Below are 24,304 nucleotides of genomic sequence, written 5' to 3'. Positions count from 1 at the left end.
GTCCTCACAGGCAGCTTGCTTACTTCCTTGTCTCTATTTTTCTTAATTTCCATCCATGGAATTAAATGGCATTTATTTTTTCCACTTCAAGGCAAAAGCGGTTTGTGAGGACACAAACCGGGGGGTAAACCATTTTTTCACCGCTGCCTGTGTCCTCACAGGCAGCTTGCTTACTTCCTTGCCACTATTTTTCTTAATTTCTATCTATGGAATTAAATGGCGTTTACTTTTATACTGCAACTATTCTTGACTGGATACCACTTCTGCGTACGGAAAAGTTTAAACACATTGTGTTAAAGAGCCTGATATATCTTATTAAAAAAGGAAAAATAAAAGTTTATGGTTTTGTAATTATGCCTAATCATATACACTTGATATGGGAATGCCTGGAAACGAATGGCAAGGAAATGCCACATGCCAGTTTTATGAAGTTTACCGGACATCAATTTTTAGAAGCTCTCCGGGAGGACAGCGATGAGCTTCTCCGAAGATTCAAAACGGATCACAATAGCAGAAATTATCAATTTTGGCAACGGAATTCATTGCCTATAAAAATAGCTGACAGAAAAATGCTGGAGCAAAAATTGGATTATTTACATCTTAATCCATTGCAGAAACACTGGGACCTGGCTGACGATCCTAACAACTATTATTTTTCATCCTGTTCTTTCTATGAGCAGGATGATCCAAAATTTAATTGGCTAACTCATTACATGACGATTTATGAGTAATTTCAAAGCGGTTTGTGAGGACACAAACCGCGGGGAAAGGAGGCATCCAACATGCATGGCAAACACCATAAACGTGGAATACTTAACAAATGAGATCCCGAAATAAATTCGGATGACCTCATATAGTTCAAATCCGAAATCGAACATCCCAATTCCGAATTTCAAACTACACCTTCTTATAAATATCTCTCAAATTCCGGCCCATTTCCTGGTAATCCAGGCCATAGCCTACTACAAATTCGTTCTCAATCTCAAAGCCTACATATTTCAGCTCTTCAATAGGGCTCAGTAAAGCTGCAGGTTTCAACAATAAAGAGCATACTGCAATAGATGCCGGGTTACGCTGTTTCAATTTATCAATGAGGTAATGCAGCGTATTGCCGGTATCTACAATATCCTCAATGATCACCACATCGCGGTCTTTAATATCCATGATCAAATCAATATCATCACGTATCTTGAGCTTACTGGTAGTACCGCCGTAATAGGAAGCCAGTTTAGTAAAGGCAATTTCGCAAGGCCCATCAATTTGTTTAATGAGGTCGGCTATGAACAAAAAACTGCCGTTCAGCACGCCAACAAACACAGGAATGCTATTTTGATAATCGGCGTTTAACTGCTGACCAATAGCTGTTGTACGTTCTATTATAGATTTTTCGCTGATAAGGGGTTCAAATTCAAGATCGGCAATTTTAATTTTCATAAGTGGGGGCTACTTTAATGTTTGGGGGCATTTTAAACTCGGTATGTTAAGTAATTACATACGCATGTACGATTTTTTGCCCTAAAATAGTATAAATCGCTTACAATAGCACCAAAATAATTATACTGCATATAACGTATCTTTGCACCTCATGATCGATTACCAGGCATATACCTTACTTAATGGCATCCGCATATTGTACAAACACGCGCCCTTTGCCATAACCCATTGCTGTTTTATTGTAAATGCCGGTTCGCGCGATGAAGGAGAGCAACAGGAAGGCCTTGCCCATTTCATTGAGCACCTGCTGTTTAAAGAAACCGAAAGGCGCAACACCAGCCAAATTTTAAATCGGCTGGAATTGGTAGGTGCCGATCTGAATGCTTATACCACAAAAGAATATACCTGTATACATGCGTCGCTGCTTAACCTGCATCTGGAGCGCTCGATGGACTTATTTGAAGATATCTTGTTCCACTCCACTTTTCCGGAGGATGAGCAGGAAAAAGAAAAGGGCGTAATTCTGGACGAAATTGCCTCTTACCTCGACCAGCCCGAAGAAGCCATACAGGACGATTTTGAAGAACTGCTTTTTAAAGGTCATCCCATGGGTAATAATATTTTAGGGACGACCGAATCTGTTGGAAGAATGAATGGCGACGATATCCGTGCATTTATCCAGGCCAATTACAGCACCTCCGAAATGGTATTTGCCGTTCATGGTAATTATGATTTTAAAAAGATCATCAAACTATCCGAAAAATACTTTGGAGGCATCCCTGCGCATCATCTTAAAAAAAACAGGATAGCGCCGCTGGCCAACCAAAATGGCATTCATATTATTAAAAAACCGATATCGCAAACGCATTGTATCATCGGCAACCAGGCTTATTCATCATCCCATCAACATAAAAATGGTCTGTTGCTGCTTAATAACTTGTTAGGCGGCATGGGTATGAGCAGCCGGTTGAACCTGGAGATCCGCGAAAAGTATGGTATTGCCTACACCATCGAGTCAAACTATACCGCGCTTACCGATACCGGCATTTTTTCAATTTACTTCGGAACCGATGCCGAAAAAGCCGAAAAAGCCTCTCGCCTGGTACATAAAGAATTAAAAAAATTGCGCGAGCAAAAGCTGGGGACCTTGCAGCTGCACCAGGCCAAAGAAAAGTTTATTGGGCAAATTGCCCTGGCCGAGGAAAACCGCATGAGCCTGATCATATCAATGGCAAAAAGTTTGCTTGATTTTAACCATATTGATACGCTGGACGATGTTTTTGCCAAAATAAATGCCGTAACAGCCGATCAGTTATTGGAAATAAGCAACGAAATTTTTGATATTGACAAGCTAATTACACTGAATTTTGAACCCAAATAAGAATAAACCTGTATTTTTGTAAAATGAAGTATCCTATCATCGCCTACGGAGATCCTGTTTTAAGGAAAAAAGCAACAGCCATTGAACCAGACGAGTACCCGCATATCAAAGAATTGGTTGAAAACATGTTTGAAACCATGTATGCCGCCCACGGCGTTGGCCTGGCCGCTCCGCAGGTGGGTATGTCTATGCGTTTGTTTGTGGTTGACGCTTCTGTTTTTAGTGATGATGAGCCCGAATTGAAAGACTTTAAAAAAGTATTTATCAACGCTACCATATTAGAAGAAACCGGCGAAGAATGGGGCTTTAATGAAGGCTGCCTGAGCATACCGGATATCAGGGAAGATGTGTACCGCAAACCCGTGGTAAAACTATCTTATTACGATGCGGACTGGAAACATTACGAAGAAACCTTCAAAGGCCTTGCCGCACGCGTGATACAACATGAATATGACCATATTGAAGGCAAGCTTTTCACCGATAAGTTAAGCCCGCTGCGCAGACGTCTCATTGAGAAAAAGCTGAACGATATTTCAAAAGGGATGGTTGATGTTGACTACAAAATGAAATTTCCGGCCGTTAAAAAAGGGCGGTAGGCTAAGTCGTAAGTCTGGGGTCTTTAGTTCTAAGTTAAAACACGAATATGTTTTTTTGACTTCAACTACATTGTTCCCAAATGAGACTTAAGACTACTTACTCAGAACTTAAGACTTAATTACTGCTGCTTTTATTATCAGAATCGGTTATCTGTTTAATCAAACTACCCCATGCAAATGGGTTAAGCAATGGATTTGGCGTGAGGGAATGCGAATTCAGGATAGTGTTATGCATACTCTGGGCCGTAGCTGACTGTATCTCCTGAGCATCGCGGGGTAATACGTTTCCTAAAGCAACCAGCGTAGTACGACTGATGTTTTTACGCGCTATCTCCAGGTCGTCATCAGCCAGTTTTACCGCTAAAAAGTCTTTCTTAAACTCATCAGTAGTGGCCCATGGAAACACATGGAATGTGGGTAAATTTATGATCTGTGCTTTCAGATTAACTTGTAGCGTGTAGCTTTTATTGGGCACATTGGAAGGAATAACAACCGTTACCGGTCCGTATCCAACGCAGGTAAAACGCAGGGTGTCCTGTTCATGCACCACAAATGAAAAATAGCCTTTATAGTTTGATTGCCCTGCCGAATTATGCGCCGAAGTATTGGTTATGGTAACATAAGGCACAATAACATTTAAGCTGTCGGCATTATGTACTACACCTGTAAACTGCACAACGGGCCTGTCATCATGCTTTTGTGCAAAGGCCCCAATTGTCGCAAATAAAAATAATATGGCTATCAGATATTTCATATACCAATCACTTTTTCCGGATATATTACAGGCTACGCCCGGAAAAAGTTTCAAAACTTTAACAAAAGTACGTTAATGCAGCAAATAAGACCGGCATTTTAACAATACTTAACATTATCTCAAATTTTCAGGGAGCACCGCGTTAGGGTCGTCAATGTCTGTTAGGTTGATAGCCTCAATACCGGTTACTTCCGGAACGGCTTTTTTAATAGCCTGTTCAATGCCGGCTTTAAGCGTCATGATGCTCATGGGACATGAACCGCACGAACCCAACAGTTTTAATTTAACTACACCTTCAGGGGTAATCTCCTCAATCGAAACATTCCCGCCATCAGTCTCCAAATACGGACGGATGGTATCTAAGGCTGTCTCTACTTGACTTAATAAACTCATTTTAACTAAATTATAATATAAAGTAAAGTTACAACAATTTGTTTATTTGTTCATCTGTTTATTAGTTCATTGGTCTTAACCATGTAATCTTACCTAATTAATCATCAGACACAAACAAAACCTGTGAACTAATGAACTAATGAACCAACTGCTTTCGCGTTTGAAATAGCTACCTGTTGTGCCACGCGGCTGGCCATTTCCAAAAAAGCCTGTGTCATTATCCCATCTTCTTCCAGTATGGTTGGCTTGCCCGCATCGCCAGAGTCACTTATACTCTTTACTAACGGAATTTCTCCTAAAAATGGTACATCCAATTGCGCGGCCAGTTTTTGCCCGCCACCTTGTCCGAAAATATAATATTTATTTTCGGGCAGCTCGGCAGGTGTAAAGTATGACATGTTTTCGACCACGCCCAGTATCGGCACGTTAATGGCAGGCATTAAAAACATGCCTATTCCCTTTTTAGCATCGGCAAGTGCCACGTTTTGCGGCGTAGTTACAATTACCGCTCCTGTAACGGGGAAAGTTTGTGTAACCGTAATATGTATATCGCCGGTTCCGGGTGGCAGGTCTATTACCAGGTAATCCAGTTCGCCCCAGTCAGCATCATTAAACAATTGTTTTACCGCGGTTGATACCATCGGTCCGCGCCAAGGCACGGGCTGATTCGGATCTGTGAAAAAACCTATGGACAACAATTTGATGCCATACTTTTCAATCGGCTCAATTCGTGTTTTGCCATTAACATCGCTGGCCTGGGGGCGTGCGCCCTCTAAACCAAACATAATAGGGACAGATGGCCCATAAATATCCGCGTCTATCAAACCCACTTTCGCTCCGGCTTTAGCCAGGCCCAATGCCAGGTTTGCCGCTACCGTTGATTTACCAACACCACCTTTGCCAGACGCTACCGCTATAATATTTTTAACGCCGGGAACGCCGGTATTTTTTTGAGAGGTAACCCTCGAGGTCATATTGATGTTCACCACCGCCTCTTTGCTTATAAAGTGAGTGATAGCATTACGGCATGCATTTTCTATCATTGCTTTCAGCGGACAGGCCGGCGTGGTCAGTATCACCGAGAAGCTAACGTTGTTGCCATCTATATGAATATCCTGTATCATGTTCAGCGTAACCAGGTCTTTTTTCAGATCCGGTTCTTCCACATTGCCCAGGGCTTGTAAAACTTGTTCTTTGGTAATTATCATAATATTATGGCAAATTTATGAAAACAGGTCGTTGATTTGCGTTTGCTAAAGAAACAATTTGCAGAAACAACCGTTTGCAGGGGATAAGATTTAGTTTAGTTTTGGAAAAATTTACACATGAAGCGTCTTAATCCTAAATACATACGCATAGCCGCATTTATACTGATCCCCTTATTGCTTATCCTTTTAATAGGTGGCTATATTGCCTATTCCAAGCGCGAGGCCTTGCTTCAAAAAGCTATCAGCAAAGCTAAAGCAAAAGCCAGGAGGGATTATAATTTAGATGTAAAAATAGGTTCGGCCCATTTTACGGGCTCCAGTACGGTAGCATTCTCTGATATCTCGATAGTGCCCGAACAGCGCGATAGTTTACTGAATATCAAGAACCTGGTGGTAAGTGTAAAGCTGTTACCGCTTATTGTTGGCGATATTAAGCTGGCGGATGTTTCGCTGCAGGATGGCTTTATAAACCTCACCAGCGTAAAAGGGGTTAAAAACTTCGATTTCCTGTTTAAAAAGAAAAAAGATACTACCGCCACGCATGATAAGGTTGACCTGGCCGACCTGGCCGATCATCTGATTAACGAAGTGCTTTACAAGATACCCGATAACCTGCACCTGAATAATTTTCTGATCTCTTTTAGGGACGATAGCACCAGGTTAAAGCTACTGGCCAAAACCGCCCTGATTAAAGACGGCAACCTCACCTCGACCATTGATGTGGATAATGGCGCCGCCACCTGGCATATCGCTGGTAAAATGCACCCATCGGATAAGGACATCGACGTAAAATTATATGCCGATGGCAAAAAAGTGGAGCTGCCTATCATCCAAAAAAAGTTTAAGCTTGTATTAAATTTCGATACCATCAGCACCCGGCTTACCAAGGTGGAGCACAGCGGCGGCGAAACAAAAATTTATGGTTCCTGGGCGGTGCACAATCTTCTTATTAATCACCCTGGCTTATCATCAGATAACATTGTGTTCCCTGATGCATCCATCGATGCTAATGTATTTGTAGGCAGCAATTATGTATCTGTCGACAGCTCATCGCTTATCCATATTAAAAAGCTTACCGCGCATCCTTTCATCAAATACACGCTGAACCCTGTAAAAATATATGAGCTTAAGATCAATACCGGCTGGTTAAACGCTCCAGATATTTTCGACTCCTTCCCATCCGGGATGTTTGATGCCCTGAATGGTATACAGGTTGCGGGCAAGCTCAACTATGCGCTCAATTTTTATATGGATTCATCCAAGCCCGATGACCTTCAATTTGATTCGCGCCTGAGCAAGGATAATTTCAGGATAGTGAAGTATGGCAAAACCGACCTGACCAAGCTAAATAGCACATTTGTTTACACCCCTTATGAAAAAGGCAAAGCCATGTCGCCGCATGTCATTGGGCCCGAAAACCCGGAATTTACACCACTGGAACAAATATCACCCAATCTGCGCAATGCTGTAATGACGGCCGAAGACCCGTCTTTTTATACCAATCACGGTTTTGTGGATGAAGCTCTGCGTAAATCGCTGGTTACCGATTTTAAAACTAAAAAGTTTAAACGCGGCGGTAGCGGCATATCTATGCAGCTGGTAAAAAACGCCTTTTTAAGTCGCGAAAAAACGCTTGCCCGTAAAATTGAAGAGATCCTGATCGTTTGGATCATCGAGAACAACCGCATCATGACCAAAAACCGGATGCTGGAAGTTTATTTCAACATTATTGAATGGGGACGCGGTATATACGGTATATCAGAAGCCTCGCATTATTATTTTGGCAAATCGCCATCAGAACTTACCCTGGGCGAAAGTATTTACCTGGCCAGTATTGTACCCTATCCAAAGGGTGGCCTATACGCTTTTCAGCCCGATGGCACGCTTCGTCCCGGCCTCCATGGGTACTTTAATCTCATCGGTAAATTAATGGCACAAAAAGGTTATACGGCACGGGATACCAACGCATACGGTTTTTATAGCGTTCGTCTGCGGGAAAGCCTGCGCCGGAGTATCGCGCCGGTGGATACGGCTACTGCCGATAGCCTGATGAAGCAAAGCGACGACAATGAAGTGATGCCGGTATTGGAAGACCCGGTAAAAAAACCAAACTTCTTTCAGCGTCTTTTTGGTAAAAAAGATACCACGGCTAAAAAAGCAGAAGAACAGGAAAAGATAAAGGAGAAAAGCGCTAAGGAGAAATTAAAAGAGCAAATTGAGGCTCTGAAACAGGAGTATAAATTAAAAATAGACAATATTGATACCACGGGCAAAACCCGGAAAGACATAAGACAGGAAAAACGGCGCCTGAGAAAAGAGCAGGATGATAAAGAGGACGAGTTGAAGCAAAAGGCCAATTTATAGCTTGTACATGGTGCCGCTGTAAATTAGATGTTCATCCACATATAATTAAGAGTCAAGAACCAGGAGTTAAGGCTATAACAAAGGCCTTTCCTGACTCTTGACTCTTATATCTTGCCCCGCAGCACCCTTCTCGTAAAACCAAGGGAATCAATGGCATGGCCTTTGCATACCTGTTTCCATGACGAATTAGGATCATGGCAAAGAAAATACTGATAGTTGACCGCAATGGCCTGATGGTGGAGGTAATGGCATACATATTAACCAGTAATGGCTATGAGGTAATTACCCTTGACAATGCCACTCATATATTTAGCAGTATCCGCCAAAACCATCCGGATTTGATTATTCTTGATGCTGTTTTACCTGGTATAGATGGTATAGATGTATGCCGCCTGCTCAAATGGAATAAAGAAACCCAAACGCTCCCTGTAATTATTTGCACCGACATTGAAGACACCGAAGGTCTTTTAAAACAGGAAGGTGCGCCTGATGATATTTTGCACAAACCCTTTGGTATAAATAACCTGATAGAAGTGGTTGGGCACCAATTGGTCGCTTGAGCATCCTCCACTGTTTTCTTTAAAATGCCCGATTTAACTACAACAATTGTATATTTACCCCGAGGAGAAAAAGATGGGTCTGCCACTACGAATAACATATAACGATACCGACCACGTTTACCAGATAAACACAACGCCGATCAGTAAAGCCACTACAGAGCTTGAAATATTATTAAACGGCGAAAAAATAACCCTTCAAAAAGATATCCGCGGAGCATGGATACAACAGGGAGACGGTCCGCTGATTGATCCGGAATTGGCTCAGGCATTAGGCCGGTCTGTATCCCTGCGGTTCAGGATGTAATTATTCTTCTATGAGTTTTCCCGGTCAGCTATACGTAGAATAAACGCTACATAATCTGATTTTTCCTATACAAACCTTCACTAAGGATCATTGGCCCTTTTTTATCGCGTCTGTAAACCTGCATTTATCGCGCTTCATTGATTTTATAAAGTAAACCTGGTATTTTTGTTTCATGAGTATTCTTGTAACCGGAAGCGCCGGTCATCTGGGTGAAGCCATTTTGCGAACCTTGAAGGCACAGGGCCGGCAGGCACGGGGTGTGGATATCAAAGCTTCGGCTTTTACAGATCATGTAGGGTCAATAACAGACAGGGATTTTATCCGCGGTTGCCTCAAAGATATACAGGCGGTGATCCATACTGCAACGCTGCATAAACCGCACATCGCCACCCATACCAACCATGATTTTATTGACACCAATGTTTCGGGCACGCTAATATTGCTGGAAGAAGTTGTAGCTGCCAGGATAAGCGCCTTTGTTTATACCAGCACTACCAGTACATTTGGCGCGGCTATGAATCCCGCTCCCGGTGAGCCTGCGGCCTGGATCACCGAAGAGGTAACGCCCATACCCAAAAACATTTACGGTGTAACCAAAATAGCCGCCGAAAACCTGTGTGAAATGTTTGCCCGCAAACACAACCTGGGTGTTGTAATATTACGAACATCGCGGTTTTTCCCGGAAGCAGATGATGATGCCGCGGTAAGAGGAAAATACAGCGCGCCAAATGTACAAGCCAACGAATTGCTGTATCGCCGGGTAGAAATGGAAGACGTGGTTGACGCGCATATCCTGGCGATTGAAAAAGCCCGGGCTATTAAGTTTGGGCGTTATATCATTTCGGCAACAACACCATTTACAAAGGAGGATTTAGCCATGCTTCACACCAATGCCCCGGCGATAGTCAAACGGCTCTTCCCGCATTATGAACAACTCTTCGCCACCCAGCAGTGGACCATGTTCCCGCATATTGACCGGGTTTATGTGAACAGCCGGGCCCTTAATGAACTGGGATGGCGACCCAAATATGATTTTGCCCATGTACTGAAATGCCTTAGCGCAGGTACGGATTTCAGAAGCCCCCTATCCCGCGAAGTTGGCAACAAAGGCTACCATGATACTGTTTTTGAGCAGGGGCCCTATCCTGTTGAATAGTTACAAAAAGCGGGTTTGTATTTTTTATGATTAACATCTATATAGCTGCTAATCAGTAATTTAAATATGTATTCCTGTATGTTATATATAAACCCACTCAGGGCCTCTTGAAATGGGCCCTGAGTTTATATCGGACCCAACTATATTCCTCAGGGTTCCCTTCGTTCAGTTGCCTACGTCGTACCTGCTCGTATGGAATATTTGTTCTTTTATTATAGCAATGACGCGTGGAGTAATCGGGTAAATTGAAGGAGGTTATTTAATCAATCCACTCAAACCTGGTATATGGTACCAATGCATCCGGTATCCTGATGCCTTTTTCGGTCTGGTTATTTTCCAGCAGGGTAGCCACAATGCGGGGTAACGCTAATGCACTACCGTTGAGAGTGTGGGCCAGCTGGGTTTTACCTTCGGTATTGCGGAAACGCAGTTTAAGGCGATTGCTTTGGAAAGTTTCAAAGTTGGATACGGATGATACTTCCAGCCAGCGTTGCTGCGCGGCGCTCCAGGTTTCCATATCGTAAGTTAAAGCAGAGCCAAAACCCATATCGCCGCCACAAAGGCGCAATACTCGGTAAGGTAAGCTCAGTTTTTGTAGCAGACCCTGTACGTGTGCGCTCATCTGTTCCAAAACCTCATAGGAGCGGTCGGGCTGTACTACCTGCACAATCTCCACCTTATCAAACTGGTGCAAACGATTCAGGCCGCGTACGTGCGCGCCGTATGAACCGGCCTCACGGCGAAAGCATGGTGTATGACCACAGTTTTTTACCGGCAGGTCTTCACCTTTCAATATCACATCGCGGTACATATTAGTGATGGGCACTTCGGCTGTTGGTATCAGATATAAATTATCAACACCAACATGATACATCTGCCCTTCCTTATCCGGTAATTGTGATGTGCCGAAGCCAGATGCTTCGTTCACCATCAATGGCACGCTTACTTCGCTGTAGCCCGCTTTTTCGGCCTCGTCAATAAAAAAGTTGATGAGGGCACGCTGTAGTTTTGCGCCTTTATTTTTATATACAGGGAAGCCGGCGCCGGTTATTTTAACACCCAGCTCAAAATCGATCAAATTATATTTTGCGGCCAGTTCCCAGTGCGGCAAGGCATCGGCAGGCAGCGCGGGTTTTGTGCCGTTTTCCAATACCACTTCGTTTTCCTCGGGGGTTAAACCTTTGGGTACGGAGCTATGTGGCAGATTGGGTAATAATACCAGTTTTTGATATAATTCTTCTTCTATAAAAGCCAGCTGATCGCCCAGCTTTTTGATATCCTCTTTCCAGGCGCCTGTTTTGGCTTTAATGGTTTCTGCTTCGTCTTTTTTACCCGCGCGCATCAGATCGCCTATTTGTTTGGCGGCAGCATTGGCCTCGGCCGAAACGTTATCCATACTGGTTTGAGTTTGACGGCGTTTATCGTCTAACTGAATTATTTCATCAACCAGTTCGGTCTGTTTAAAATTTTTTACAGCCAAACGTTCCAAAACCTGTTCCCGGTTATCGCGGATATAACTAACTTGCAGCATTATTTTATTTTTAGGCAAAGATATAATTAGTTCATGGTTCATAGTTCATGGTTCATGGTTTTTTGTTCTTGAACCATGAACTATCATCTATGAACTACGAGCCATACAACCATGAACGAAAAAGGTAAACTATACTTAGTACCCACCCCAATAGGCAACCTGGAGGATATTACCTTGAGGGCCATACGTATTTTGAAAGAGGCCGACCTGATATTGGCCGAGGATACGCGCACATCGGCGCCATTGCTGAAACATTTTGATATTCATCAGAAAGTGTTTTCGCATCATCAGCATAATGAACACCAATCATCCAACGAGATCGTGAAATTTTTGCTGGAAGGAAAAAACATCGCCCTGATATCTGATGCGGGAACGCCGGCCATATCCGATCCGGGTTTTTACCTGGTGCGCGAGGCCCTGAAATTTGATATCGCGGTAGAATGCCTGCCTGGTGCTACGGCTTTTGTGCCTGCGCTGGTTAACTCAGGCTTTCCTACAGATAAGTTTTGTTTTGAAGGGTTTTTACCGCTGAAAAAAGGTCGCCAAACCCGTTACAAATTTTTGGCCGAAGAGGAACGCACTATAATACTATACGAATCGCCGCATCGTTTACTGAAAACACTCGACGAAATGGCCACGTACTTTGGTGCCGATCGCCAATTGTCCATATCGCGCGAGCTCACTAAAATGTTTGAGGAAACCGTTCGCGGTACCGTAGCCGAGGTAAAGCTGTATTTTGAAACGCACCCCGTAAAAGGCGAGTTTGTGATTTGTGTAGCAGGCGCCGAAGCTAAAACATCAAAAAATAAATATAAAGAAGACGAAGAGGAATAGACCTCACCCAACCCTCTCCAAAGGAGAGGGCTTTAAAAACAAAAAAATATGTCATTGCGAGGAGGAACGACGTGGCAATCTCGTAGCTATTCTCACGAATGAGAACGCGAGGAGATTGCCGCGCTACGCTCGCAATGACATGGGGTTTTCTTTCCAAACCGATATGATATAAATAACAAATGAAAAAAAATCTTCCTTTAGCCATACTTTCCGGATTACTGCTGTGGATAGCATGGCCGCCTACGCCTTATACTACCTTTTTGCTGTTTTTTGGTTTTGTGCCCATACTGCTGGCGATGGAAAACATTATCCAATCCACATCGGCCAAAAAGGGGAGGCAAATATTCAACGTAACCTTTATTGGTTTTTTTATCTGGAATGTAGGCTCTGTTTACTGGGTGTACAACGCCCTGAAAATAGTGGGTGACCTTGTGGCTATTCCCATTACGCTAATCCCGTATTCGCTGGGGCCGTTGCTCATGGCCCTGGCTTGTTGGTTATATTATCGCTTACGACTGATAACCAGCCGGGGCTGGAGTTTAGCTGGTCTGGTTTGTTTATGGATAGGCTATGAGTACCTGCACCAGAGCTGGGACCTGAATTTTCCCTGGATGACTTTGGGTAACGGGTTCGCGGTGAGCCACCAATGGATCCAATGGTATGAGTATACCGGTGTTTATGGCGGCACCATTTGGGTATGGGCGATAAACATACTGGCTTTTTTAATTTATGTGGGCTTACGTGAGGCACAGGCAAAAAAGCTGCGACTAAAACTGATCAGCGCGTTTGTACTGACTATTTTGCTGCCGATTAGCTTTTCGTTATACACTTATTACAATTATACTGAGCAGAAAAATCCATCGAACGTGGTGGCGGTTCAGCCCAACATTGATCCTTATGGAAAGGAGGGGGATATCCCTGCCAATCTGCAGATCGATATCATGATCCACCTGTCGCGGAGTGTAGCCCAGCCCAATACCGAGTTTTTTTTATGGCCCGAAACCGCCATTCCGGAGTATATGAATGAGGATGGTATCAACAGCAATATTTACTTTAAACAGGCGCAGTATTTTTTACGCAAATACAAAAACAGCACCCTGATAACCGGGGGCGAAACCTACCGTTTCTATAATTCACAAGCTACCCCAACGGCCAGCCCCACACAGCAGCCCGGCGTATTCGCGGATAATTTTAGCTCGGCTATCGCGATTGAAAACAGTGGCAATGTGCAGTTCTATCATAAATCGCGACTGGTTCCAGGCGCCGAAGCCTTACCTTTTGGCAACGCGTTATCATTTTTAAAGCCGGTATTTGAACACCTGGGCGGGGCCACGGGCGCTTATGGCAGTCAGCCTGATGCAGGGGTAGTTTATTCACAAAGTGGTATTGGCGCCGATCCGGTGATCTGTTACGAATCTATCTTCGGGGGTTATGTAGCACGTTCGGTACAAAAAGGGGCGCAGTTCATTGCCATAATTACCAATGATGGCTGGTGGGAAAATACATCGGGTAAAGATCAGCACCTGGATTACGCCAAGCTGCGGGCTATTGAAACCCGGCGTTGGGTGGCTCAATCGGCCAATACGGGGATCTCGGCTTTCATTAACCAGCGCGGCGACATCATACAGCAAACCAAATGGTGGACCCAGGCTGCCATAAAACAGGATATCAACCTTAACTCAGAGCTTACTTTTTATGCAGAGCACGGCGATTACCTACCCAAAGCCGGAAGTTTTATAGCTGTTTTGCTGATCGGATTTATTGTAGTGAAGGGGAGGTTTAGGAAGAAACAGATTGCTGCTTTATAAAGCTGTCTTATTATAAATTTGCAAAGGAGCTATTCGCTGACAGCCGACCCGTTTGATAAGTACCAATGAACTATTGAACCAATGAACCAATGTGTTACTCCTCGTTCCTCTTCAAAATAAAGGCCATCAGATCATTGATGGGTTGCTTGATCACCTTGCCGGTTTTTACACCGTGCCGATGGCATAGGGCTGTTAATTCTTCCGCAAAGAAATAGGCGATAGAGCCTACAAAATGGCATTTGTAACGATGATATTCGGGGTACGATTTGATGTTGGTATCAATAAATTCCAGTAAGCCTCTTTCCAGCAGTTCCTGACCGTAAGGGGTGGTTTTTATTTCGCTTACAAAACGCGAGAACGAAGCCAGGTAGGTATTGGCATTGGGCCGCTGATATACGTTCTTGATCACGATCTCTTTATTCAATCCATATGCTTTGTCAAACGCCTCATTGATATCGGCGGGCATATTGCCATACAGGAAATCGGTAATGAGCGCTTTGCCAAACCAGGTGCCGGAGCCTTCGTCGCCTAAAACAAAACCCAGGCCATGCTGGCCATCATGGATGTTCTCGCCATCAAAGTAGGAGATGTTTGATCCGGTACCCATCACACAGCAAATGCCTTTTTCGTGCCCGCAGGTAGCGTAGGCACAACCCAAAAGATCGCTATCGACACTGATAAAGGCTTTGGTGAACAGCTGGCTGATCGCGTTGGAAACGATCTCATGCCTGTCTGGACTGGAGCAGCCCGCTCCGAAAAAATATATTTCGGAAATATCATTAGCATAAGCTACCATATCAGGTGCCTGGTCCTGTATTATTTTGGCTATTTCTTTTTCGGTTAAAAAATATGGGTTTAATCCGGCGGTTTTGAATGATACCGGCTCTTGCTTTGGGAGGCTGAGCAGCCAGTCTGTTTTGGAAGATCCGCTATCGGCAACTAAGATCATGGACAAATTTCTTCGAGCGCTTTAACTGTTAATGGCTTATGTATAAATTGGGTAATATACTTGTTTCCTACCGACTCTTTCCTATCTGTTGGATCAAGGGAAGAAGAAAGCATAAATATTTTAATATCTTTTTTATTGATCAAAAGCGTATCGTATTCCTCTAAAAACTCAAAACCGCTCATCATGGGCATGCGTACATCTAAAAAGATAACATCTGGTTTTATAGTACCCTCCCGGAGCGAATTTATAGCTTCGGCTGGCGATTGTCTTACAATGATCTGCTCAGCGAAGTTACTGTTTTCCAAAATCCTGCGCGTAACAAAGTTGTCGATGTAATTATCATCAATCAACAGGCAGGTTTTGTAGGGATTTAACATTGTTTCAAAAATAGCTTTTTAAAGCAATTTAAGAAACATACGCTATAAATAAATACTTATTAGTACTTAATTAATATTAATGCTGCTGGTGATCTGTTTTAAAGTAACCTCTGCAAGTTTTGACTGATACTGAGCTGCAAAGAACTTGGATTGCGCATCCAGGTAATTACGCTGGGCCTCTCTGATCTCCAAAGGTGTAATATTACCCAGCTTATATTTTTCTAATGATATATCCAGGTTCTTTTTAGCTATGGTAACGTTAGCCTGCCCCAGTTTAATGAGGTCGAGACCAGATAAATAGCTCACAAAAAAGTTATTGATCTGCGCCTCTACGTTCAGCCGGGTTTGTTTGGCGCTGATATTGGCATTGTCGATCTGTATTTTCGCGTTCTTTTCGCGTCGGTTTTGGTTAAAGCCATCAAAAATATTAATAGAGGCGGTCAACCCGTAATTTAAACCATGCACATTTTGCGACAGCGTAAAACCCGCCGGTGTTTTGCTATTAGAAAAAGTATAGCCCGAGGTTAAACCTACCTGCGGATACCGGGTTGAGCGCACCTGTTTCAGGTTAATTTCGGCTAAACGCTTATTGATCTGTGCCGATAAAATGGCCGGGTTTTGTAACTGGGCGCTGTTAATGATCTCGGCAAGGGTTAGTTTATCATCAATCAGGATGGTATCAGCTACGGTAAAATCGGTTTGCAGGTCGCGGATCAATAACTGGTTGAGCTGTATTTTGACAGCCTTGAACTGCTGGTATTGCGTAACCAGGTTGGCCGTATCGGTATTGAGGTTAACCTGCGCGTTTAATACATCAAGCCCCGATGCGCGGCCAACTTTATATTTGTCGTTAGCATAACGCAATTGCGTGCGCGAAATATCGATAGCCCCTTTGAGCGCTTTGATCTGCTCGTTTTGGTTGATGAGATCATAGTAAGTAGTGATCACATTGGCAACGGTGGTTTGGATGGTATCCTTTAGCCGGATAGCGCTTAAGGTATCAACGGTTTTTAACTGATCGTAATTGGCAAACATATTAAAGCCGTCGAAAATGGTCCAGTTAAGATTTACGCCATAGCTATTATTGGAGTTATGGGCATTAATATTATTAACCGTGCCGTCATTACGTGTTTGTTTGGTGTTTTGCCTGCTGTTGTTGGTGGCAAAATTGCCGGTGAGCTGCGGCAAAACACCGGCATTACCCAGCGTAACATTATTTGCCGCGATGGTTGAATTATTTTGCGACAGCTTGATATTATAGTTGTTTTTAAGAGCTATCTCCACAGCCTCCTTCAGCGTAAGCAAAGGAGCATCCTGAGCCCAGGCCGTTACGCTGAAAACCAGACTGCAAAAAATACAGAAAACTATTTTCCTGATTTTGGATTTCGGATGTTCGATTTCGGATTTAAAGTTTAGCATTTGGTTTTTGATTTCGGAATTTGGATGCCCGATCCCGGATTCATTATTCTGTTAATTCTTTAATTCTATAAATTTAATTCTGGTTCAGATACCTTCTTCGCTTCAGCGTCTTCCGGTTCATGATCGGGATCCCGGCGGGTTTTGGAGGCGAAGATCACATACATCAACGGGATAATATAAAGAGTGAGGATCAGCGAGAACAGCATACCCCCCATAATTACAATACCCAATGATACACGGCTTTTGGCACCCGCGCCCAATGCAAAGGCAATAGGCACAGAGCCCAGCACCACGGCCAAGCTGGTCATTAATATCGGGCGTAAACGCGCGGTAGCGGCCTCAACTGCGGCTTCATATTTAGCAACGCCATGCTCCATGCGCTGGTTGGCAAACTCCACAATGAGGATCCCGTTTTTGGTTACCAGACCCACCAGGGTAATGATACCGATCTCGCTGAAAATATTCAATGTTTGGTTAAACAGCCACAGGGATAAAAACGCGCCCGAAATAGCCAGCGGAACCGTAAGCATCACAATGAATGGATCCATAAAACTCTCGAACTGGGCCGCCAAAACCAGGTATATCAGCAATAATGCAAAACCAAAGGCGAACAGGATGTTTGATGAACCCTCGGCATAATCCCGTGATGGACCGCTTAGGGCGGTGCTGAAGGTATCGTCCAGTATTTCTTTGGATATGCGGTCCATTTCTTTGATACCATCACCAACGGTACGGCCAGGCGCTAAACCAGCCGATACGGTGGCCGATTTATAACGGTTAAAGTGATAAATAGCCGGCGGTGTTGCGCCTTCGGTTACTTTTACCACATTATCCAGCTGTACCAGGCCGCCTTTGGTGCTGCGCAGGTAAACGGATTTCAGATCGAGCGGTTGGTCGCGGTTGGCGCGATCTACCTGGGCAATTACCTGGTATTGTTTACCATTGATCAGGAAGTAATCCAAACGGCCGGCGCTATAATATAGTTGCAGGGTTTGGGCAATATCATCAACAGACACCCCCAGGTCCCGTGCCCGGTCACGATCGGTAATTACCCTTAACTCGGGCTTGGTGAATTTAAGATTGACGTCAGTCCCCTGGAATACCGGGCTTTTGGATACTTCAGAAAAGAACTTAGGCAGCGCCGCGCGTATTTTCTCAAAATCCTGGTTCTGGATCACATATTGTACGGGCAACGAAGTACGGGCGCCGCTACCGCCGCCACTGATAGTTTGTTCCTGTATTACGTTGGCACGGGCATCGGGCATTTTGCTTAGCTTTTTACTGAGCCAATCTGCCAGTTGCTGTTGGGTGCGACCGCGTTCGTCAGGGTTAACCAGGCCAATACGGCCAAAACCGGTGTTGGATGCACCGCCGCCAAATGATGGTGAAACGATCTCGAAGTTAACCCGTGCTTCCGGAATGGAATCTTCTACCAGCTGCGCTGCCTTGTCCATATATTTGGTCATGTACTCGTACGTAGCACCTTCAGATCCGGTAACGGTATAGCGCAATAAGCTGCGATCATCCAACGGGGCCAGCTCAGAAGGGATGATCCGGACCAGCACGCCAATAATAAGCAGCGATATGGCAAGGATCACGAATGATACCCAGCGCACCTTCATAAACTTAACCAGCGTTTCGGTATAGGAGTTGGTCATGTTCACAAAGAAGGGCTCGGTTTTTTCGTAGAACTTTGATTTTTTGTTGCTCTTGCGGATCAGCTTTACGTTAAGCATCGGTGTTAACGACAGGGACACAAATGCCGATATTAATACCGCCCCGGCTACCACTACCGCAAACTCGCGGAATAAACGGCCCGTAAAGCCCTGTAAAAACACAATGGGTAAAAACACCGCCGCCAGCGTAACCGAGGTAGATACTACCGCGAAAAAGATCTCGGCCGAACCTTCAAAGGCCGCCTTGCGAATGGCCATTCCGGCCTCTACCTTTTTATAAATGTTCTCGGTTACCACAATACCGTCATCTACCACCAGGCCTGTTGCCAGCACAATGCCCAGCAGGGTTAATATATTGATGGAGAAACCAAAAATATACATGATGAAGAATGCCCCGATCAATGATACCGGGATATCGATGAGCGGACGGAAAGCGATAAGCCAATCGCGGAAGAAGAGATAAATGATGATAACCACTAATACAAAGGATACGATGAGCGTTTCCTGTACTTCGGATATCGACTGGTTGATGAACCGGGTATTATCCAGGGCCACATTTACCTTAATATCCGGCGGAAGGTCTTTTTTAATCTGATCCAGGCGTTTGTAAAAATCTTTGGCTATCTGCACATAGTTGGCACCAGGCTGCGGTACAATGGCCAAGCCGATCATCGGCACGCCCGACTCCTTAAAAATAGTTTCCTCGTTTGCCGATCCTAAAACGGCATAACCTACATCGCGCAAACGCACTACACGGTTACTGTCTGACCGGATGATGAGATCGTTAAAATCCTTCTCGGTTGATAGTTTTCCTAATGCCCTGATGGTTACCTCGGTATTGTTACCTTCAATTTTACCCGCAGGCAGCTCCACATTCTCTTTGGCTAATGCTGCGCCAATATCTGTTGCGGTAACACCCTGGGCGGTTAATTTATTAGGGTCAATCCACAAACGCATAGCGTACTGGCGCTGGCCCTGTATGTTAATGGTACTTACGCCTGGAATGGTTTGCAGCCCTTCCTGCAACACATTTTCGGCATAATCATCCAACTGGTTAATGTTACGGGTATCACTCTGTACTTCCAGGGTAATAATCTGGTCGGCGCTGGCATCGGCCTTGGTTACAACCGGCGGCGCGTCGATATCCTGGGGTAACTGGCGCTGCGCCTGTCCAACTTTATCGCGCACGTCATTTGCGGCGGTTTCCAGGTCGGCATCCAGGTCAAACTCCACGGTAATGTTACTGGAACCTACCGAACTGGTTGATGACAGGTTACGGATCCCCGGAACGCCGTTGATGGCTTTTTCCAGCGGCTCGGTGATCTGCGATTCAATTACATCGGCATTGGCGCCGGCGTAGCTGGTAGATACCGAGATAATGGGCGGATCGACCGAAGGAAAGTCGCGCACCCCTAAAAATTTATAGCCAATGATACCGAACACAACAATGGCTACTGACATTACTGTGGCCAATACCGGCCGCTTTATACTGACTGAGGATAAACTCATATGCTTTTTTTAATTACTTTATATTTAGCCTCACCTAAATCCTCGCCAAAGGAGAGGACTTTAAAACAACAGCTTTTTTGAACCCTCTCCAAAGGAGAGGGCAGGGTGAGGCAACACTCTATTTAATAACCTTAGCAATTTTCAAAGGAACTTTTGGTCGCATTTGTATAATACCCGATACTACCACACTGTCGCCGGGTTTCAAGCCATCAATGATCTGTATTTTGGTATCGGTACGTATATCGGTTTTTACCGGTTTGCTCATGGCCACGCCGTTATGATAAACATAAACCAGGTTGCTTTTCAGATCGGGAATAACCGCCTGGGTGGGTATCAAAATGGTTTTAGGGATCTGATCGAGCGTTAAATTAATTTTGGCAAAACTACCGGCGGTTAGTAAGCCTTTGGGGTTTGGCGCTTTGGCCCGCACAGTAATGGTGCGTGAATTAATATCGATAGCGGGATCAATAGCATACACCGAGGCGGTAAAGGTTTCCCTGGAGCTTTCGGTAGTGAATTTAACTTTGCTGCCAGGGCCAATAATAGAAAGATACCTTTCGGGTACCGAGAAGGTAAGCTTAGCCGGATCGATATTAACCAGCTGCGCGATGGAAGTTTGGGGTGACAGGTAGCCACCCGGGCTCACATTACGCAAGCCGATAGTGCCCGAAAACGGCGCCCTGATCTCGGTGCGGGTTATTTGCGCCTTGATCATATCGCCCTGGGCCTTTAATGAGTTTAAAGAGGTTAAAGAGGTGTCATACTCCTGCTGACTTATGGCTTCTTTTTGCAGCAAAACCTTATTGCGGTACTCATTTTGTTTGGCCAGTGCCACCTGGTAGTTCACCTGTTGAAGCGATGCTTCCAGATCCTGGTTATAAACCTTAACCAGCAGTTGCCCTTTTTTCACTTTGCTGCCTTCGGTAAAATAGATGCCGGTAATATTGCCGGCGGTTTGGCTCACCAGGTTTACCTTTTCGTTGGCGTCAATGGAGCCGGTTACATCTATGATATTGTTTATGGCGGTATCCTTTACAATCATAATGTTAACGGAAACGGGTCCGTTTTTGCGCTTGCCGCCTTTGCCTCCGGCAGCCATAGCGGCAGCAGATTCCTTGGCGTTTTTGCTAAAAAATTTGTTGTAAATTAAATAAGCAACCAGCAAAGCCAGCGCGGTGTAAATGATATACCTTGTTCTCATATTAAATGGATCATTTTTGTGATTTAGCTTTGATCAGTTGTTGTTAAAGGTTTTATATTGTTTTGCATTTGAAGTAATACGCGTTCAAATATTTTCATATCATCAGCAGATATTCCCTTGGCGATTTCGGCATTGACGCTTTTAAAGGTGGCCACAATATGCGGAACAGCGAGCTTTGCTTTTTCGGTAACTTTCAATAATTGTTCGCGGCGGTCGGCCGGATTGTTTTCCCGGTACACAAATCCTTTGGCGCTGAGCAGGTTTATAATGCTTACGATAGCCGATTTATCCTTGCCGAGTTTTTCGGCCAGCGCTTTTTGTGATAATTGCCCGTCGTGATAGTAAATAAGTGATAGCACGTAATGATACCGGTCTACGTCCAGGTGTTTTGTACTTTTAGCGATCAGGCTTTGGTACAATTTACCCAAACGTATCAGTTTGCGGGATATGGGTTCTATTAACGACATTATAAGGTGACGCAAACTTAAATGGTATACAGCATAAATAGTTGTATGTATCAACCATTTTACAAGGTTAATTTTAGGGTAGCAGATGTGGTGGAGAGGACTTGCACTGGGCAAAGTATAGCGTCGACGACTCACCCCTGCATCGCTTCGCTTGCCGACCCTCTCTTCGCCTGCGGCGGAAAGAGGGTGGAGGAGTTTTTGTTTTTATTTCATCATATCCAAATTTTCAAATCCCCTCTTTTCAGCGAAGCTGAAGAGAGGGTGACCAAGCGCAGCGATGGTCGGGTGAGTCGTCTGCGACATCGTTACCCCAATTTTTTGAACACATAAATTTTTTAACTTGCGCCATGAAACCATTTAAACAGATCATTACATTTTTATTAATCATATCTTATATGAGTCCATCTATCAGTGAGGCGCAAACTACGGCCAATATATCTTATACGGTGTCTTTCCCGGAAGCGCAGGTGCATTATGCTGATATTGAAATGCATATTTCAGGATTAAAGCAAAACACGCTCGATCTTAAAATGCCTGTGTGGACACCCGGCTCGTACCTGGTGCGGGAGTTTGCCAAAAACATCGAAGCTTTTAGCGCCGATGCCGGCGGAAAAACGGTTGCATCGCCCAAGATCAATAAAAACACCTGGCGCATTGCCACGAAGGGTATATCAACCATAAATATTAAATACCGGGTTTATGCCAACGAGATCTCGGTGCGTACCAGCTATATTGATGCTTCGCATGGCTTCCTGTCAACCTCGGGGATCTTTATTTACCCGGCTAATATGCTGCACCAGGCATCAACCATCCATATTAAACCCTATAAAGACTGGAGCAAGGTTTCAACCAGTCTGGAAATGGTGAATAATGATCCTTTTACCCGTGTATCGCCTAATTATGATATCCTTTTTGACTCGCCCATTGAAGTAGGTAATCAGGATGTTTTTGGTTTTGATGCAGCGGGTGTAAAGTATGAGGTGTGTATGTATGGCGGCGGTAATTATGATAAAGAACGCCTGAAAAAAGATCTGCACAGCATTGTGGAGCAGGAAACGGCTATTTTTGGCGAAAACCCTAACAAGCATTACGTTTTTATTGTACATAATCATTTACGTGGCGGCGGTGGCCTGGAGCATTTAAGCTCTACGGTTTTAGGCGCTTCGCGCGATGCTTATGGAACCGAAAAAGGTTACCAGAACTTTTTAAGTCTGGCCGCGCATGAGCATTTCCATTTATGGAATGTAAAACGCCTGCGCCCGATAGTATTGGGTCCCTTTGATTATGATAACGAGAACTATACCACCAATTTGTGGATAGCCGAAGGATTTACTGAATACTACCAGGAAATAGCGGTTCGTCGTACCAACCTGTATCCGCCCGAAAACTACCTGGATGTATTGGCCGGAGAGTTCAACATCCTGGAAAACCTGCCAGGCAAAAATGTGCAGACTGTAGCCGAATCGAGCTTTGATGCCTGGATAAAGGCTTACCGCCCCAACGAGAATTCCAACAATACCACCATATCTTACTACAACAAAGGGGCGATAGTTGGGATGATGCTCGACCTGGAAATCATCAACAGCAGCAAGGGCAAATACGCGCTGGATGATGTGATGAAGTACATGTATACCGAGTATTACAAAACCAAAAAACGAGGCTATACCGATGCGGAGTTTAAACAGGGCTTCGAAAAGTTTGCCGGTAAAAAGCTGGACGATTTTTATAAAAAATACATCAATGGTTTAACCCCGGTTGATTATAATAAATACCTGGGTTATGCCGGTTATAAAATAGTAGATGAGCTAGCCGATAACAACGACCCGGCGTTGGGCATAGTTACCGCCATCACTCCCAATAAAAAACTGATAGTTACCAGTGTTGTGCGTGGAACATCGGGCTATATAGATGGTATTAACGTTAACGACGAACTGGTTACTATTGACGACGTTGCTGTTACCGACGCGGCAACCATCCTAACCGGTAAAAAAGTGGGCGATAAAATAAAGGTCGGGGTGATTCGCGACGGATTGCCGCTTACACTGGACGTTACCCTGCTGAAAAACGCACGCGTGAAATATAAAATTGTACCGGTTGATAATGCAACCGCACAGCAACAACTGGTGCGTAAAAAATGGCTGAGTTTATAATTGTCTGAACCGGAATTTATAGAATTTAGGAATTTCCAGAATAAAGTACGCTTATGTAATAGCTTCTGTTTTTTCATCTATAAATCAGGGCTTATCATTCGACCGATTCGTAAATTCTATAAATTCGGGTTCAGACAGAAATTTTTTTCGTATATTTAAGTGTATAAATACCATGGCCCTGCTTACTTGAAAAACGTAAGCAGGGCTATTTGCTTAAAGGGACAAAAAGGACC

The 24,304-nt window shown here is 44.3% G+C and carries 21 protein-coding genes; 10 read left to right on the top strand and 11 right to left on the bottom strand.

The features are described from left to right. Nucleotides 1-206: 206 nt before the first annotated feature. The gene (locus tag ACNURT_RS02350) at nucleotides 207-731 is read left to right on the top strand and encodes a transposase (protein WP_419700378.1); all 525 of its coding nucleotides are present in this window, start codon (nucleotides 207-209) and stop codon (nucleotides 729-731) included. A 166-nt stretch (nucleotides 732-897) separates the two neighbouring features. On the opposite strand, the gene hpt is transcribed toward ACNURT_RS02350, so the two are convergent. Then, nucleotides 898-1,434 (bottom strand): hypoxanthine phosphoribosyltransferase, encoded by a 537-nt coding sequence (hpt, locus tag ACNURT_RS02345; protein WP_419700377.1) that lies wholly within the window; start codon nucleotides 1,432-1,434, stop codon nucleotides 898-900. Between the two features lie 154 nt (nucleotides 1,435-1,588). Between hpt and ACNURT_RS02340 the strand changes: the two genes are divergently transcribed. Continuing rightward, nucleotides 1,589-2,815: a M16 family metallopeptidase gene (locus ACNURT_RS02340; RefSeq protein WP_419702107.1), complete on the top strand. Its 1,227-nt coding sequence runs from the start codon at nucleotides 1,589-1,591 to the stop codon at nucleotides 2,813-2,815. Between the two features lie 23 nt (nucleotides 2,816-2,838). After that, complete coding sequence (gene def / locus ACNURT_RS02335) at nucleotides 2,839-3,411, top strand: peptide deformylase (protein ID WP_370995800.1); 573 nt, start codon at nucleotides 2,839-2,841, stop codon at nucleotides 3,409-3,411. Between the two features lie 115 nt (nucleotides 3,412-3,526). Here def and ACNURT_RS02330 read toward each other — a convergent pair whose 3' ends face one another. The 3 genes from ACNURT_RS02330 to ACNURT_RS02320 form a co-directional block, all read right to left on the bottom strand. Further along, the gene (locus ACNURT_RS02330; RefSeq protein ID WP_419700376.1) at nucleotides 3,527-4,219 is read right to left on the bottom strand and encodes a hypothetical protein; all 693 of its coding nucleotides are present in this window, start codon (nucleotides 4,217-4,219) and stop codon (nucleotides 3,527-3,529) included. Between the two features lie 60 nt (nucleotides 4,220-4,279). Then, nucleotides 4,280-4,558: a NifU family protein gene (locus ACNURT_RS02325; RefSeq protein ID WP_419700375.1), complete on the bottom strand. Its 279-nt coding sequence runs from the start codon at nucleotides 4,556-4,558 to the stop codon at nucleotides 4,280-4,282. Between the two features lie 128 nt (nucleotides 4,559-4,686). Beyond that, nucleotides 4,687-5,766 carry an Mrp/NBP35 family ATP-binding protein gene (locus tag ACNURT_RS02320; protein ID WP_419700374.1) on the bottom strand — a complete coding sequence of 360 codons (1,080 nt, stop codon included), beginning with the start codon at nucleotides 5,764-5,766 and terminating at the stop codon, nucleotides 4,687-4,689. A gap of 117 nt (nucleotides 5,767-5,883) precedes the next feature. Here ACNURT_RS02320 and ACNURT_RS02315 point away from each other — a divergent pair, with 117 nt between their 5' ends. From ACNURT_RS02315 to ACNURT_RS02300, 4 genes are all read left to right on the top strand, one after another. Then, nucleotides 5,884-8,130 (top strand): transglycosylase domain-containing protein, encoded by a 2,247-nt coding sequence (locus ACNURT_RS02315; protein WP_419700373.1) that lies wholly within the window; start codon nucleotides 5,884-5,886, stop codon nucleotides 8,128-8,130. Nucleotides 8,131-8,324: 194 nt separating this feature from the next. Continuing rightward, nucleotides 8,325-8,690 carry a response regulator gene (locus tag ACNURT_RS02310; RefSeq protein ID WP_370995795.1) on the top strand — a complete coding sequence of 122 codons (366 nt, stop codon included), beginning with the start codon at nucleotides 8,325-8,327 and terminating at the stop codon, nucleotides 8,688-8,690. A 73-nt stretch (nucleotides 8,691-8,763) separates the two neighbouring features. Continuing rightward, a complete protein-coding gene (locus ACNURT_RS02305; protein ID WP_370995794.1) occupies nucleotides 8,764-8,994 on the top strand; it encodes a hypothetical protein in 231 nt (76 codons plus the stop codon). 172 nt (nucleotides 8,995-9,166) lie between these two features. Beyond that, nucleotides 9,167-10,150, top strand: coding sequence for an NAD-dependent epimerase/dehydratase family protein (locus ACNURT_RS02300; protein ID WP_419700372.1), 984 nt, complete (start codon nucleotides 9,167-9,169; stop codon nucleotides 10,148-10,150). A gap of 259 nt (nucleotides 10,151-10,409) precedes the next feature. Here the strand turns inward: ACNURT_RS02300 and serS are convergent, their stop codons facing one another. Beyond that, nucleotides 10,410-11,681, bottom strand: a complete 1,272-nt coding sequence (serS, locus tag ACNURT_RS02295; protein ID WP_419702106.1) for a serine--tRNA ligase — start codon at nucleotides 11,679-11,681, stop codon at nucleotides 10,410-10,412. A 111-nt stretch (nucleotides 11,682-11,792) separates the two neighbouring features. On the opposite strand from serS, the gene rsmI reads away from it, so the two are divergent. Then, nucleotides 11,793-12,515, top strand: a complete 723-nt coding sequence (rsmI, locus tag ACNURT_RS02290; protein WP_419700371.1) for a 16S rRNA (cytidine(1402)-2'-O)-methyltransferase — start codon at nucleotides 11,793-11,795, stop codon at nucleotides 12,513-12,515. A 179-nt stretch (nucleotides 12,516-12,694) separates the two neighbouring features. Beyond that, nucleotides 12,695-14,323, top strand: coding sequence for an apolipoprotein N-acyltransferase (gene lnt, locus ACNURT_RS02285; protein ID WP_419700370.1), 1,629 nt, complete (start codon nucleotides 12,695-12,697; stop codon nucleotides 14,321-14,323). Nucleotides 14,324-14,417: 94 nt separating this feature from the next. Here the strand turns inward: lnt and ACNURT_RS02280 are convergent, their stop codons facing one another. The 6 genes from ACNURT_RS02280 to ACNURT_RS02255 form a co-directional block, all read right to left on the bottom strand. Then, the gene (locus ACNURT_RS02280; RefSeq protein WP_419700369.1) at nucleotides 14,418-15,272 is read right to left on the bottom strand and encodes a BadF/BadG/BcrA/BcrD ATPase family protein; all 855 of its coding nucleotides are present in this window, start codon (nucleotides 15,270-15,272) and stop codon (nucleotides 14,418-14,420) included. Further along, a complete protein-coding gene (locus tag ACNURT_RS02275) occupies nucleotides 15,269-15,649 on the bottom strand; it encodes a response regulator (RefSeq protein WP_370995789.1) in 381 nt (126 codons plus the stop codon). The genes ACNURT_RS02280 and ACNURT_RS02275 overlap by 4 nt, the downstream gene beginning before the upstream one ends. 66 nt (nucleotides 15,650-15,715) lie before the next feature. Then, nucleotides 15,716-17,068, bottom strand: coding sequence for a TolC family protein (locus tag ACNURT_RS02270; RefSeq protein WP_419700368.1), 1,353 nt, complete (start codon nucleotides 17,066-17,068; stop codon nucleotides 15,716-15,718). 65 nt (nucleotides 17,069-17,133) lie between these two features. Next, nucleotides 17,134-20,253 carry an efflux RND transporter permease subunit gene (locus tag ACNURT_RS02265; protein WP_419700367.1) on the bottom strand — a complete coding sequence of 1,040 codons (3,120 nt, stop codon included), beginning with the start codon at nucleotides 20,251-20,253 and terminating at the stop codon, nucleotides 17,134-17,136. 118 nt (nucleotides 20,254-20,371) lie between these two features. After that, nucleotides 20,372-21,454 (bottom strand): efflux RND transporter periplasmic adaptor subunit, encoded by a 1,083-nt coding sequence (locus ACNURT_RS02260; protein WP_419700366.1) that lies wholly within the window; start codon nucleotides 21,452-21,454, stop codon nucleotides 20,372-20,374. A gap of 23 nt (nucleotides 21,455-21,477) precedes the next feature. Further along, a complete protein-coding gene (locus ACNURT_RS02255; RefSeq protein ID WP_419700365.1) occupies nucleotides 21,478-21,921 on the bottom strand; it encodes a MarR family winged helix-turn-helix transcriptional regulator in 444 nt (147 codons plus the stop codon). Nucleotides 21,922-22,268: 347 nt separating this feature from the next. Between ACNURT_RS02255 and ACNURT_RS02250 the strand changes: the two genes are divergently transcribed. Then, nucleotides 22,269-24,071, top strand: a complete 1,803-nt coding sequence (locus tag ACNURT_RS02250; RefSeq protein ID WP_419700364.1) for a M61 family metallopeptidase — start codon at nucleotides 22,269-22,271, stop codon at nucleotides 24,069-24,071. Nucleotides 24,072-24,304: the final 233 nt, after the last annotated feature.

It is taken from the genome of Mucilaginibacter sp. NFX135, assembly GCF_048565145.1.
In the GTDB taxonomy this organism is placed as follows: Bacteria; Bacteroidota; Bacteroidia; order Sphingobacteriales; family Sphingobacteriaceae; genus Mucilaginibacter.
This window is presented reverse-complemented; position numbering and strand designations above follow the sequence as displayed.